The sequence below is a fragment of the Cyclobacterium sp. 10D3-21 genome (assembly GCF_055809755.1).
Window position 1 is genome coordinate 1,470,735 of sequence record NZ_CM147924.1, and the last position, 13,588, is coordinate 1,484,322.

The following is a 13,588-nucleotide window of genomic DNA, read 5'->3' on the forward strand; positions in this document are numbered from 1 at the left end:
GTAAGGTTTAATCAAAAAGAGTGCAATAGACAATCTATTGCACTCTTTTTGGGTAAAGCGACTGATAATTGGTCTCAGCTATAGACTACATGCAACCAATTTATCCAGGGCTAATCTATTTCTCCCAGGCAGACCAGCCTTCATCATGGGCCAAATAGGCACGTCTACCGAATTCCAGAGGGGCAGCTCCTACCTCAAAAGCACCCAAGTCTGGAGCATCCCCTTTGAAATCGTCATTGAATCCCGGGATTTCGATGCCACCATCAATCAATGGGTTACGAATTTGCACCACAGGGTCGGTAATGTTTCTTTTGACATCGCCGAACTGATAGGGCTTCCGTCCCCAGACTATAGAATTGATCCTAGATCGAGGGAAATATTCCAGGGAATACGAAGTCCTGTAGAGTCTGGTGGCAGATGGTGTGGTACCGAATTTTATACCATTTTTCTCCTTGGCCACACCCGATGATAGACCTGAAAAATAATCGTAGTCGTAATCGCTATTGTCAACTGTTTCACGATCAGCTGCCAGTCTTCCGGGAACATCAAAGATATTGTTCCTTGTGACTGTATTGGAAATACCATGACCAGAGAAACCATGGGAAGCACCCATCGGTTGCACTATCGTATTATGAAATACATATCTCCTACCTCCGGCAAACGGTTCTCGCTCTCCAGTTTTGATAAAGGATCCTCCACTGGGGTTACGATGTCCTATCCTGCTTTCTCCTACTACATTTTTATAAATATATATCGGGCCTTTCGTAGTAGAAGCGGTAGCTATACCATTGAAGAACTTATGGGCATAATTGCCAAATACCCGAACGTTCATATTGGCTCCTTCGACTTCGATGGCATCATCCCAAACACTACGGATCAGATTGCCATAAATATCCGAGTCCCGGTTCATATTGCCCACATTGGAATAATTTGCGCCACCACCGATAGCATCATTGAACCCATGATCTTCAGTGGAAAGAATATCGTTATACCGTATTACATTCCCTCCTAAGCTTTGGCTAATAGTGATACCTTGAGGTCCTGATGGATGACCTGTCTCCCAATCATTTGATGCACCTCTTGGGTCTTCAATCAAGTTTCTTTGGATGGTCAAATTCCATGTGCCACTTTCTGCTTTAATACCACTATCCGTGCTTCCTTCTAGGTTTCCGTAAGTGATGGGGCCGCCTATTCTTCCCCAAAAAGTGATGTAACATTGTTCGATGACAATGTCATGTCTGTTTTCCTTTATACGAATACCATCTACTCTCGCATTACGGATTTCTATTCCCCGAACGATTACATAGTCAGCATCAATTTGTATCCCCTCATAGCCTAAATTGCCCATATTGATTACGGAACGGGTATTTTCAGGTACTGTGATTAGATGGTAGCCTTCTGGTGTCCCCGATTCTGTAATAATGAAAGGATCAGTTGTTTCACCTTCCGGCAGGTAGGTTGTCTTCCCAATTGGAAATTGATCATTTCGAGTAGTGAAATTCAAGGCTGTTTTGGCCTGATCACTCGATAATTCGACTTGATACTCAGTATTAGGGACAAGACCGACAATACTCCCTCGATATTGGCCATCTCTGTCATCATACACCAGATTAAGTCCTATTGTCCAAGCTGAATCTGATGGTTTTTTGTATTTTACTGTGCAAGTTCCAGACTCAGGTGTGGTCCAATACAAGCCAGTACATTCGTAGGTAGATACAGCATAAGGATTGGTAGTATTCTCATCTGGAGTTTGGCTATAGCCATCATGCCAAAATAATAGGGCAGAGAATACAAGGATCAAGTTTAAAGGTCTCATGAAAATTTTCAAGTTAATATAAATTAATTATGTGTAGTTTTTAATTCATTTTTGCCGAAATCAGTCTTATAGGCTATGTGATTGATTAAGGTTTAGTCTTGTTCATAAACCCCAAGGTCCGGAGCAGTTCCATTGAATGGGAATCCAACATCAGATCCAATATTCACAAGTCCTGACCCGGCTTTCAATCGTAGGAAACCCGGTGAGCTAGGATCCAAACTTACAAAATCACTGGCAGAAACTTTGTATTCAGATAAATTCCAACTGTTATGGTGATGTAATCCGCTCCGATAACTCGGGACTTTATTGCTAAATTCAATATTGTTAACCGTAGTCGTCGTTTTGCCAAGGGTATAACCCGAGTTGTTGTTGTATGAGACGTTGTTATAGAACATGACAATCTACAATTCATGCTCGTATAACTCTCTATAGTCTATTGCCCTGTTATTCATGTTATGAAAACAAGTGTAAATTTGGTTATGAACATTTTAATCCACTTTTTATCAAATAAAAAAGCACTTTTTTCTCCACTTTTTTAAGGGGTTATTCCGTTTTTTGAATAGAATTGGTTTTCCTGTATAAGCAGAACCAGTTGAACGCTTGATATTGTGTCTCTCTCAAGCCTGGATTGTTCAAAATGCCTTGTCCCAGCTTTTTGGTGTTCAGGGTAAAACCATCCCCGTACCACCTCAAAGTCCAGACTTGGTTGGACCGCTTGCCTATGAACTTGAAGACGTCCTCATTCATCGGATCGGAGCCAGGTTCATTCTGAAATAGCTCTGAAAGTGTATTGATACCAAAACGCATGTCGGTTTGCTAGGCATAATTAAAGTAATGGCAGTAAGTAAAAAAAATCAATATCCCACTACCTGAGCAGAACTCCAAGGTATTCAGTGGAACAGTTTTTATAAAGTTCTAGGCTTACACCTAGAGAATAAAGAATATACCCCAATATGCGGCCACGTCCAAAAGAGGACCCGGTTTCAACAACGGAAAACCGTTTCCTGCTGAAGGTGCTTCTATTCAGGTGTTGGATTTTTTTGCCGATAGTAAAACGTGGTAGAAACTAAGCCCATGGAAGCAGTAAATTCATACTTGCTCTTACCCTATTCGGACCTTTCCTGAAATATCTTTTTCATTTCTTTCTAGCTATGTCTTTTCATAACACAAGTTTAACCCTATTTGGAATTTTTGGAAGATGTGGTTTATCGAACGGATACAATGTTTTACCCAAAGATGAGAATTAGGTATAACACAACAATAACTTTTACCTGCTTAATGCTTTTGTTGTCTACTCAATGTTTTTGAGCCATCAGTGATTTTTATGTATTTTGCTCAAGATTGTAATAGCTTGTTGAGAAATAATTATTCAACCGTTGACTTTCAAATAAAGAATGGAGAAAGAAGTACTTGTGATCTTTCACCATCAATTGCACATGTTTCACTACTGATTATTGCACTATGAAACCAAGAAAATATTTAATACTTCTTTTGTTTGTAGCGAGCACCATTAGTGCCTTTTCACAGACCAATCCGATAGGTGTTCGCTTTGATTCTACAACCATTGTTCGCAAGGGAAATTTTGGTGACAACTGGTGTCAGACCTGGGCCATTGATGACAATGTTTATACAATTTTGGACGATGGAAATGGATGGTGGGGGAGCTCAGAGAGATTGAACAGCTTGGCAGATTGGGAAGGGTCTATGTTCTTACAAATTTCGGGTGATCAAAATTTTACCGAAAAGAACGTTAAAAAAATGCCTGGATGGCCCGTAAGTTTAGTCGATTCTCCATTGTATGGTTACGGCACTTTAGCCGTAGATAGTACTATTTATATGTGGCTTTGGAGAAGCGAAACAGATACCTGGTACCGAAGGGCCACCGCCAACAGGCTTTTGTATACCAAAGATTTTGGAAAAACGGTTTACCGATGGGATGGGACCTTAGAAAACTATAAGTCTTATCAAGAGTTGGATTCAACAGCTTTTTTTTTCCATAAGGAAGATCCGCGGCCTAAGGAGGGGAAAGATGCTTATGCTTTCAATTGGATTGCCTTTTTGCAAAATGGGAAAGCAAACTCAGCGGCTAAGGATGAGTTTATTTATATGTACTCTCCGGAACAGCATGATCCTCGTAATCTGGCCTTGGCAAGAGTACATAAAGACAAGATATTGGAAAAATCAGCTTATGAATATTTTCAGGGAATTAATAATAAGCAACCTATATGGACTACAGACATGCGTCAGAGAGGTGCTACGATTCAGTATCCTGAGGCAGGTGAAGGTGAGCAATGGATGTGGGCCAGTTGGTTTCCCAGCGTCGTGTACAATGCAGGTTTGGATTTATACATCATGACCAGTTATGGAATAAAGGATCCAAGTAAGGAATTCTGGGATGGCTGGTGTAGGGACTGCCCGCTTCCAGGAAGTATTGGGTTTTGGTATTCTGAAAACCCCTGGGGGCCTTGGAAGCAGTTTTATTATAAAGATGCCTTTTATCCCGACAACAAGGAAAATCGTACTTATGGCATGAAGTTAAGCCCAAAATGGATCAGTAAAGATGGTAAAAAGATGGTCTTGATCTGGTCTGATGCTGGAAATAACCACAGTACCTATTATAAATGGAATCAAATGGAAATCGAAATAGTTACTGACTAAAACCTAATTTCCCTTTGCTGTTACAACAAAACCAAATAAATGATCGTCTTGGTTTTTCAGCCATAAAATTCATCCGATTTGAAATGTATTAATAATTACTATATCATTGTATTGATTATTGCAAGTTGTTCAATTGGTGAAAATTTTGAACCTTTAGAGCAATCTGAGCCTAAGGCAATGAATGTGTTTTGCCAAAGCAATGCAAATGATACCATACAAATGGTGGTTTATGAGTATGATATGGGAAAAATATTGTCTGAAACGACTTTTTTGAATGCAGAAATCTACTCCATTACTGAATATCAATACAACGCTGGTTTTCAAGTGCTATTGGAAACATATGCCTCAGATTTCCGAAAGACTGAAAAGACGTTTATTTACAATGAATTAAATCAATTGGTAAATATCCAATTCAAATACATTGACTTTGATATTAATGGGAATAAAATAAGTGAAAATGAAAGCGAAGCTCCTAGAGAATATGAGAACAACTTATTGGTAAAAGAATGGGAAAGTTGGGGTGGATTCAATACTTATACCTACAGTAACGGAAAGGTGCAGACTAAAATTGATTATACTAAAAATGCTCAAAAGCACCATATCACGAACTATAAATATTCCAGAAATTTATTAATTGAAGAAAAAAAAGAAACTGTAAATGGTAGGTTGATCTATCTAAAAACGTACAAATATGATTCTCAAAATAGATTGATTAGGGTCCTTGATGGAGAGAATACAATTGAGGAATATCTTTATATTGATGATAAATTGATCGAAAAAAGGATTAATTATTTTGGAATTGACCCTGGATTTAGTGTTTGTTTGGGTAACTTTAAATATACCTATGAATATTAATCTTTCTCAATTCACAAAGAGATAAATTGGAAGGTCTGTAGCAGCTGTGTATTTTGTTCTTTTTATTAGTTTTATCTGTGAAAAAGTAATTTGATCGAATAAACATCTCTTACGATTATTCGGAGTATCGCACATTTTGTAGGAAATATAATTTTTGTAAAATAAAAAAAAAATAACCAAAATTTAAATTAGTTAGCTATGGTGAAATTAATCGTAACCTATGGGCATCCATCAGATATTGACGCTTTTGAGAGCTATTATGCAGAAACACATCTTCCTATCGCGGCAAAAATTCAAGGCTTAAAAAAGGTGGAATTCACGAAATTTGTTGGAACACCAGATGGAGGAAAGCCTTCTCAGTATAGAATGGCAGAATTGTATTTTGAAACCATCGAGGAATTACAAAAACAAATGGGATCTCCTGAAGGTCAAGCGGCTGTCAACGATATCCCCCACTTCGCAAGCGGTGGAGTTGATGTGATGATAGGAGAGGTTCAAAGCTAAAGGGGGTTAAATTTACGATTAAAGAAAATCTCGAGCCATTCACTTCAAATGAAATCAGTTTCCAAGAGAAAGGAAAAGAAAGGTGGCTAACTGGTTCAGAATTATGGCAGTATTGTGACTTTTTGTGCAGGCATACCGCCATATTATTTTCTAAACAGAATCGTAGCGGAGGTCATTAAAGACTCCCTCTTCCCCTAAGTTTTGCTTGTTGAGGATTTAACTTTAGGGCTGTATACATTGGTTCAAGGCTAAATAACAGTGCTAAGTTTTATTGTTTTGTTAACGTATTTAATTAAGTATAACCATACTTAAAATATTGTAAAATGAGTAAGAGAGCAGCTTTGTTTATTATGTTTTGCCTACTTGGCATAGTTTTAATTTTCCACCTTTTGGTTTATTGGGAGCAAATACCCTACGATATCGTTTGGGCTGGAAGACTCAACTCTGTGGAGGAGATGAAAACTTTTGAAACCTTCTCAATCCTGTTGAATATATTCCTATTGACCATACTATTCATAAAATACAAACTGATTGAAAGGGAAAAAGAGAATAAAATTATAAATGCACTCATTTGGGTTTTTGCAGCTTTTTTTGGCCTGAATACCATTGGAAATCTTTTTTCGGAAAGCCTATTAGAGTTAATTCTTGGAACGCTTCTGACTTTGGTATCAACAATTCTATGCATTATCATTGTTAAAAAGGATAGCAAAATGGCTATTTGAATTGAGTGTTATTGTCGTTTGTATTGAAGTGAAAAGCGCATAACAATCCCTCTATTGGAAGTCATAAACTCAGGAATTAATGAACAAATACCTACAAGTTCTAATCTTATTAGTAGTCGTTTATGGCTGTGGAAATCCGTCTTCAAAGGAATCCAAAGCTCCGGTTGAAGAAGTAGGAACATTGACTGAAGTGCAATATGAATTGATTTTTGACAAAGTCAAGACATTGCCAAACCAAGCTGAGGTTTCCATTGCCATTATTGAAAATGGGAAGGTTAATTTTGTAGGGGTCAAACGCGAACAGGATTCAACAGTGCTAATTCAAAATCCGGACCGGGTTTTCGAAATTGGGTCCATCACAAAGGTTTTTACAGGTACTTTGCTCGCCAATTACATATTGGATGAAAAAGTGAATTTGGAGGATCAGATTGATGGTTATCTTAATTATTCATTGAAAGGCGATGTGAAAATTTCGCTAAAGCAATTGGCCACCCATACTTCTGGGCTGCCCAGGGTGCCCGCCAGTTTGGATTCTCTGAGCTTGGAAAATCCGTACAAGGATTTTGGGGAAAAAGAACTTAAAACCTATTTGACCCAAAACCTGCTTATGAAGCATAAACCTGGTGAGGTTTCTGACTACTCAAATCTGGGCTTAGGGATGCTTGGCTATGTGCTTAGCAATAGCGCGCAAATTACTTATGAAGAAATGCTTCAAAAGAAAATTTTCTCTAAATACAATATGAGTGTTTCCACTACGATAAGAAGTAAAGTAGGGGATAAGTTGGTTAAGGGGCTTAATGACGAAGGGGAAGCCGTTTCCAATTGGGACATGTCTGTGCTTATGGGGGCCGGTGGAATTTTATCCTCGGTAAATGATATGTCAAAGTTTGCACTGGCTCAATTTGACAGTTTAAACCAAGAACTGGCCCTATCCAGAACTGATTTTTTTAAAGTGAATGATAATTATTCTTGTGGTTTAGGTTGGAGTGTCATTCAAACAGAATCGGGAGAAGAGTGGAATTGGCACAATGGAGGAACAGGTGGCTATACCTCGTCCACGATAATAGATGTGAAAGCAAAAAATGGGGTGATCATCCTTTCTAATGTGTCGGGCGTTGAGGAATTGACCATTAATATCACAAGCTTGGCCCCAGAGCTCATGAATTCCATTGGTGTAGATGAGTCTGCTCCAGTAAGTGGTGGGAATTAGGTTGGACAGCCCTTTTTAGCTGTTTTTTGTTTTACAACAACTCCTTTGGGATATTAAAAACCGCAATGCCAGGATCTTCGTCAGTAGTCAATCCATAAATTTCATTAGTATCTTCATTAATCACAATATTGTTGACCGACCTATCCAGCATTAATTTCCAGAGGGGCTTTCCTTTGTGATCAAAAACCCAAATCTGTTCAGCCAAAATCGCTGTTTTGTTGTATTCAGATTGGCTTACTCCGCCGTACAATGCAAAAATGTAGCTTTTAGTGACAACAGCATCTCTATAGCGATAGTGAGGGTCCGATCCCAAGTATAACTCATTTCCAATTATTTCAAACGCTGGCAATGCTAGATCTGGCCCATCTATGATGATAAAGGATTTGTCTCGGTTGTTAAAAACCTCAAGCCTATCCCTGAAAAGTCCCACTCTAATAAAAAGACCTTCATCAGCATTTCCTTTAAAAAAACCGCCGTTTAAGTGGGACAGTTGATAATCATTCAGGTCAGATCTATCTTTTACCTTTTCCCAATTTCCATATCCTCCGATTTTATTTCCTTCTTTATCAAACTCCAGAATTCTGTTTTCACTCACTCTTGATATTCCCAGGAAACTACTGTCAGTAGCCTGAGTGAAAAACCAAAGATCCATCATGGGGGCTGTCATTTTCCATTCACTTTTTCCAAGAAGTGTAGCATCTGACATCGAATATTCAACCAATTTCCTTCTCATCATCGAATAAGTCCAAAAAGTATCGGTGTTTTTTCCCTTATAAAACAAACTAGCGCTAGTTATCTCTAAAGGACCTTCACCATGTTTACCCTTTGGCTTGTCATAAGTCCAATCCTTGGAATTGATAATATGAATACGGGGATGTTCCTCAGGTACTCTCCATGCTTCAGAGATCAAAACCTTGCTGTCAACTAATCCAATATTAGAAGGGTTGATGATTTCTTCGAAATAATACTTTTCTGAAGTAATGGGAATTACTTTGAAATCCTTCTCTTGGATAATTCTGTAGGAAAGGTCCTCTGATTCTGTCTCACAAGAACTTAATACCAATAGAAATAGGATTAAAACACCTCTGTTCATTCCTAAATATACAGTTTTTAATTCTATTTCAATAAAATAATCGGGTGATTTTAATAAAAATAGGTAAGCAATTTGGAATAATCATTCCAAATTGCTTACATTTGTACTGTGAATAAAGAAGAGGCCATATTGTCATCAGCATTGAAGCTACTTACAGAGAACGGAGTTCACAATACACCTATGTCAGCAATTGCCAAAGCGGCAGGAACAGGGATGGGTACAATTTATAACTATTTCCCTAACAAAGAAATTTTAATAAATGAGATATATGTGAAGATCAAGGGGGAGGAAAAGTCGGTATTTGCACCTTTTGACAATGATCAGCCAATTAAGACACAATTTGAAAATTACTTTTCAGCAATTATCAAGTTCTTTTTAGAAAAGCCCATTTACTTCAGGTTTATGGAACAATTGCAAGCCTCGCCTATCATTACTGCGGAAAGTAAAATCCAAGGAGAGCATTCCTATAAAGCGGTCTATGAATTGGTGGTTAAAGGGCAAAAAGAGCGGATCATTAAACAAATTGAAATAGATGAAATCTTTATTTTCATAGGTGGAGCGATAATGTCTTATCTGAGATGGTATTTTGCTCAATCTGGAAAAATAAACGCTTCCCTTAGCAATCAAATGTGTATGGTTTGGGACGCCATAAAAGAATAAAAATTTTTTATCAAAATTTTGGAATGAATATTCATTCCAATTAAATAATTATAACAATGAAACAAAACGTAATAATTACAGGAACTTCAACAGGAGTAGGATTAGATACTGCCATATTATTTGCTGAACAAGGCTTTAAGGTATATGCTACCATGCGAAATTTGGCGAAATCAGCTGCTCTAAAGGAAAGAATAGAAAAAGACAATTTGGATATTGAGCTACTGCAGCTTGATGTTTCAGATTTGGACTCTATTGACCAAGCTATAAGATATATCGTAAAAAAAGACGGAAAAATAGATGTATTAATAAATAATGCAGGAGCAGGATTTGCCAAAACTTTGGAAGAGACTACCCAGGAAGAAATTGATTGGGTAACTGATGTCAATTATACAGGCGTTGTCCGAACAACCAAAGCTGTATTGCCAATAATGAGAGAGAAAAGGTCAGGCCATATAATAAACATAACCTCTGTGGGAGGACTTGTTGGTCAGCCATTCAACGAACTGTATTGTGGTGCCAAGTTTGCAGTAGAGGGATTTACCGAGGCCTTAGCTTCCTATCTTTCAGACCCTTTTAATATAAAGTTTTCGCTAATTGAACCGGGTGGAATCTCCACAGAATTTATGAACAATGCCATTGTTAAAACAACCAATGAAAAGGGAGAAATGGCTTCTGGAGAATATGCTCCTATTTTTAAAAAATACATAGAAGGCGCACAAAATCGATCAAAAAGTCAAAGTTTACCTCTTTTCCAAGAAAGTGTGGAAGTTGCGAGGGTAATATTGAAGGTAGCTACTTCTGACAATCCTCCATTGCGCGTACGGACTTCTGAATGGGCTGAAAATTTGTGCCAATTAAAAACGCAAGCAGACCCTGATGGAGGTAAATTATTGCAACATGTAAAAGAATACTTTTTATAATATAAAAACGTCATACAAGGACAACTCATGAAAAATTCTTTAAAAAAATCGTTGTCGTTGTGCTTTTGATATTTTTGCATCAGAGACAATTGTGTTTTTCTTTTCTCCAGAAAGTTATGCCAAAGCAGCCAACCTGGAAAATAAAACAGTTGATGTAAATGGTTACACTGTATCCTATTACGAAAATGAGGCCGGCAATAAACCGGATTTGGTTTTGCTTCATGGAATGGGAGATGACAAAAGCAGTTTCCTGCAAACTGCAAAGTTCTTGTCGGAAGACTATCATTTGATTTTGCCTGACTTAGTGGGGCATGGAGAAAATGAAAGACAACAGGGGCTTGACTATTCAATAGACGGTCAAGCTTCCTTCTTAAAGTCGTTTTTAGAAGAAATTGGCGTTTCGAACTTCAATCTTATAGGGAACTCTATGGGCGGACATACTGCAGCTGCTTATGCGGTTAAGTATCAGGAGGATGTAAGCAACTTGATTTTGTTGAATGCTGCAGGTATAACCTTAGATGAACACATCGTTTATGGAGGCTTTGGAAAAGAAATTGAGAATATTGATGAATTATATACAGTCCTTAGCCGTGTGTTTTATAAAGTCCCTGAAATTCCTGGACCAGTTGCCAATTACATGATAGAACAGATAAACTACAGTAAGGATTTTGTGGATGGTACGTTAATTCCTTCAATTGCGAATGGGAAGTATTTTGATCTTAAAAATGAGGTGCAGCATATAAAAGCCAATACATTGGTTTTATGGGGAAAACATGATGGGGTGGTTAAATTTAATGTTGCCGAATACTATAGGGACAACATTGCAAAATCAGAACTGAAATTAATAGAAAATGCTTCCCATTCCCCCCAACTTGAAGTGCCGGAGACAGTTGCAAATGAAGTCTTGAATTTCTTAAATCAATAGAATGGGATTTAGTCCGTAGAACATCATTTTAGAGAACTACTCATGTAAAGGCAATTGATTATTAGAACATTCTTTAAAAAATTAAACCAAAGCCTAATTGAAAAGGCCTAATTTTAATAAAATAATAAGAACTTAGCATGTAACTAAAATGATGGAATAAATTGAATTTGAAATACTTATTCTTAATGGGGTTTTTAATGATTTGCCAGTTGGCAAATTGTCAAAAAATGGTGTCTATCACCATTGATGATGTTCCCAACACCCGCAGGTTCGAAAAAGATGGCTTCCAATCTGTTCTCATGCAGAAATTGGATTCCTTAGAAATACCCATTGCCATTTTCATAAACGAGGCACGTGTTTATAGTACAGACTCCATAACCAGGAACTTTGGACTTCTAAACGATTGGGCCCAAAAGGAATACATAACCTTAGGCAATCATTCATTTAGCCATGCCCGGTATTCCATCACAGGAGTAGATGCCTATGCAAGAGAAATTATAAATGGGGAAGCCATCACTCGACAACTTGCTAAGAAATACAATAAAAGCCTTCAATACTTTAGGTTTCCATTCAATGATTTAGGCGAAGATTCTGTCCAACATGTGCAAGTAAGAAACTTCTTAAAAGAGAATGGATACACCATTACGCCCTATACAGTAGAGAGTGTGGACTGGATGTTCAATTTTGTTTATGAGGATTTCCTAGATAAAGGGGAGGTTGAAAAAGCGAAAGAGATCGGAGAGGAATATTTGAGGACAACTTTGGCTTATTTTGAATTTTTTGAAGACCTGGCTTTTATGGACTATCAGCGTACTGTCAATCAAATCTATTTATGCCACGACACTAAACTGAATGCAGATTACCTTCCTCAATTAATAAATGAGTTAAAAAAGAGAGGGTATGAATTCATAAGTATGGGAGAGGCTTTGACAGATAAGGTTTACCAGCAAAAGGAAAATTATTATAAAAAATGGGGTGCTTCCTGGTTTTACAGGTGGCAGGCTACGCACGAAGAGCAGGTAGGCAATATGAGAAAAGAACCTTCCACCGAAAGCATTACAACCCTTTATAATGAAATATTGGAGAGGAATGACAAGTAATAGTTAAATTCGAAACCTTGTAGGGAGATTTAAATTAAAAAATCATGCATTCAATAGGCGCATTAGTGCTGTTTGCTATTTTTACAGTTCTTGGGATTATTCATTTTTCCTGGGCTTTTGGAGGAACTTGGGGTTTAGAAAAAACCTTACCCACCAATGAAAGTGGTGAAAGGGTATTAAATCCAAAAAACATTGATAGTGTAATTGTTGGGTTTGGTTTAACTTTTATCGGCCTCTTTTATTTATTGAAATCAGGTTTTTTACTGCTCCCAATCCCTGTTTGGGTAATGACTTATGGGGGATGGATTATCCCTGGGATATTTATTTTCAGAGCCATTGGTGATTTCAAGTATGTGGGATTTTTCAAAAAAATTAAAAACACCTCATTTGGAAAAGCAGATCTGAATTTTTTCTCCCCCCTCTGTTTATTTATTGGGCTAGTAGGGATTCTGCTACAATTGATAAAACAATAATTATTTTAAAAGTATTCCGATCTCGCACAAAGTGATTGTGGCCTACAGCCAATACCGAGTTAAGGCCTTTTGACAATCTCCTCTCTGAATTAGAATAGGGAGGCTAATTAGATGCCCGAGTAGCCGGTTTAGGGTATTTTTTAACCATGTATCCACAAATCATTTTGTGCCCTTCAAAAAATCAGTAGATTAGTAATGAAGATTTTTGGATGAATGTAGAGATGCATTTACTCTTAGGTTTGACTATTTAAGGTAGGAAGACTAAAATTAAATTTAACTTTAACCCAAATAATTTTGAAAAGGAATGGACTTATTGCGTGTTCGGACCAGGTTTCCTGTAGTATTTGGCTCCTAGGGGCCATTTATTGGAATGACCATTTTTTTAATGGCATTACGGGTGTTACTAGAGCCATTCTTGTACCTTTTTATCAACTAGGCTTTTCATCAAAAAATAAAATAATCGAAACCAACTTCATTAGTGAAATCGCCCATTTAAACAGGTTTCATTTACCTAGTAACAACCTATTCTTAGCATTGTATAATGATGGAGAATAGGTTTTTTCTTTTGAGTAGGTTTCATAGGAAAGCTACTTTAATATTCAATAGTAAGTAGAATTATTAATAATATAAAACCCAAAATATTAAAGAATGG

The 13,588-nt window shown here is 37.3% G+C and carries 14 protein-coding genes; 10 read left to right on the top strand and 4 right to left on the bottom strand.

Annotated features, from left to right (window positions below):
* Positions 1-115: 115 nt before the first annotated feature.
* The 3 genes from AC0L7T_RS06120 to tnpB all read right to left on the bottom strand — a co-directional run bounded on the left by AC0L7T_RS06120 (position 116) and on the right by tnpB (position 2,623).
* Positions 116-1,816, bottom strand: coding sequence for a right-handed parallel beta-helix repeat-containing protein (locus AC0L7T_RS06120; RefSeq protein ID WP_473341608.1), 1,701 nt, complete (start codon positions 1,814-1,816; stop codon positions 116-118).
* Positions 1,817-1,908: 92 nt separating this feature from the next.
* Positions 1,909-2,211, bottom strand: coding sequence for a hypothetical protein (locus AC0L7T_RS06125; RefSeq protein WP_473341609.1), 303 nt, complete (start codon positions 2,209-2,211; stop codon positions 1,909-1,911).
* A gap of 148 nt (positions 2,212-2,359) precedes the next feature.
* Positions 2,360-2,623 carry an IS66 family insertion sequence element accessory protein TnpB gene (gene tnpB, locus AC0L7T_RS06130; RefSeq protein WP_473341610.1) on the bottom strand — a complete coding sequence of 88 codons (264 nt, stop codon included), beginning with the start codon at positions 2,621-2,623 and terminating at the stop codon, positions 2,360-2,362.
* A 654-nt stretch (positions 2,624-3,277) separates the two neighbouring features.
* On the opposite strand from tnpB, the gene AC0L7T_RS06135 reads away from it, so the two are divergent.
* The 5 genes from AC0L7T_RS06135 to AC0L7T_RS06155 all read left to right on the top strand — a co-directional run bounded on the left by AC0L7T_RS06135 (position 3,278) and on the right by AC0L7T_RS06155 (position 7,765).
* On the top strand, positions 3,278-4,474 hold the full coding sequence (locus tag AC0L7T_RS06135; RefSeq protein WP_473341611.1) for a hypothetical protein: 1,197 nt from the start codon (positions 3,278-3,280) through the stop codon (positions 4,472-4,474).
* 78 nt (positions 4,475-4,552) lie between these two features.
* Entirely contained in the window at positions 4,553-5,329 is a 777-nt protein-coding gene (locus tag AC0L7T_RS06140; RefSeq protein ID WP_473341612.1) for a hypothetical protein, read from the top strand.
* A 198-nt stretch (positions 5,330-5,527) separates the two neighbouring features.
* Positions 5,528-5,833: an EthD family reductase gene (locus tag AC0L7T_RS06145; RefSeq protein ID WP_473341613.1), complete on the top strand. Its 306-nt coding sequence runs from the start codon at positions 5,528-5,530 to the stop codon at positions 5,831-5,833.
* Positions 5,834-6,156: 323 nt separating this feature from the next.
* On the top strand, positions 6,157-6,555 hold the full coding sequence (locus AC0L7T_RS06150; protein WP_473341614.1) for a hypothetical protein: 399 nt from the start codon (positions 6,157-6,159) through the stop codon (positions 6,553-6,555).
* Between the two features lie 79 nt (positions 6,556-6,634).
* Positions 6,635-7,765 (top strand): serine hydrolase domain-containing protein, encoded by a 1,131-nt coding sequence (locus tag AC0L7T_RS06155; RefSeq protein WP_473341615.1) that lies wholly within the window; start codon positions 6,635-6,637, stop codon positions 7,763-7,765.
* 31 nt (positions 7,766-7,796) lie between these two features.
* On the opposite strand, the gene AC0L7T_RS06160 is transcribed toward AC0L7T_RS06155, so the two are convergent.
* Complete coding sequence (locus AC0L7T_RS06160; RefSeq protein WP_473341617.1) at positions 7,797-8,858, bottom strand: BF3164 family lipoprotein; 1,062 nt, start codon at positions 8,856-8,858, stop codon at positions 7,797-7,799.
* Positions 8,859-8,966: 108 nt separating this feature from the next.
* Here AC0L7T_RS06160 and AC0L7T_RS06165 point away from each other — a divergent pair, with 108 nt between their 5' ends.
* The 5 genes from AC0L7T_RS06165 to AC0L7T_RS06185 all read left to right on the top strand — a co-directional run bounded on the left by AC0L7T_RS06165 (position 8,967) and on the right by AC0L7T_RS06185 (position 12,936).
* Positions 8,967-9,518 carry a TetR/AcrR family transcriptional regulator gene (locus AC0L7T_RS06165; protein ID WP_473341619.1) on the top strand — a complete coding sequence of 184 codons (552 nt, stop codon included), beginning with the start codon at positions 8,967-8,969 and terminating at the stop codon, positions 9,516-9,518.
* Positions 9,519-9,574: 56 nt separating this feature from the next.
* Positions 9,575-10,438: an SDR family oxidoreductase gene (locus AC0L7T_RS06170; protein ID WP_473341620.1), complete on the top strand. Its 864-nt coding sequence runs from the start codon at positions 9,575-9,577 to the stop codon at positions 10,436-10,438.
* Between the two features lie 91 nt (positions 10,439-10,529).
* On the top strand, positions 10,530-11,363 hold the full coding sequence (locus tag AC0L7T_RS06175) for an alpha/beta fold hydrolase (RefSeq protein ID WP_473341621.1): 834 nt from the start codon (positions 10,530-10,532) through the stop codon (positions 11,361-11,363).
* Between the two features lie 209 nt (positions 11,364-11,572).
* Entirely contained in the window at positions 11,573-12,463 is an 891-nt protein-coding gene (locus AC0L7T_RS06180) for a polysaccharide deacetylase family protein (protein ID WP_473341622.1), read from the top strand.
* A 44-nt stretch (positions 12,464-12,507) separates the two neighbouring features.
* A complete protein-coding gene (locus AC0L7T_RS06185; protein WP_473341623.1) occupies positions 12,508-12,936 on the top strand; it encodes a DUF3995 domain-containing protein in 429 nt (142 codons plus the stop codon).
* Positions 12,937-13,588 lie beyond the last annotated feature (652 nt).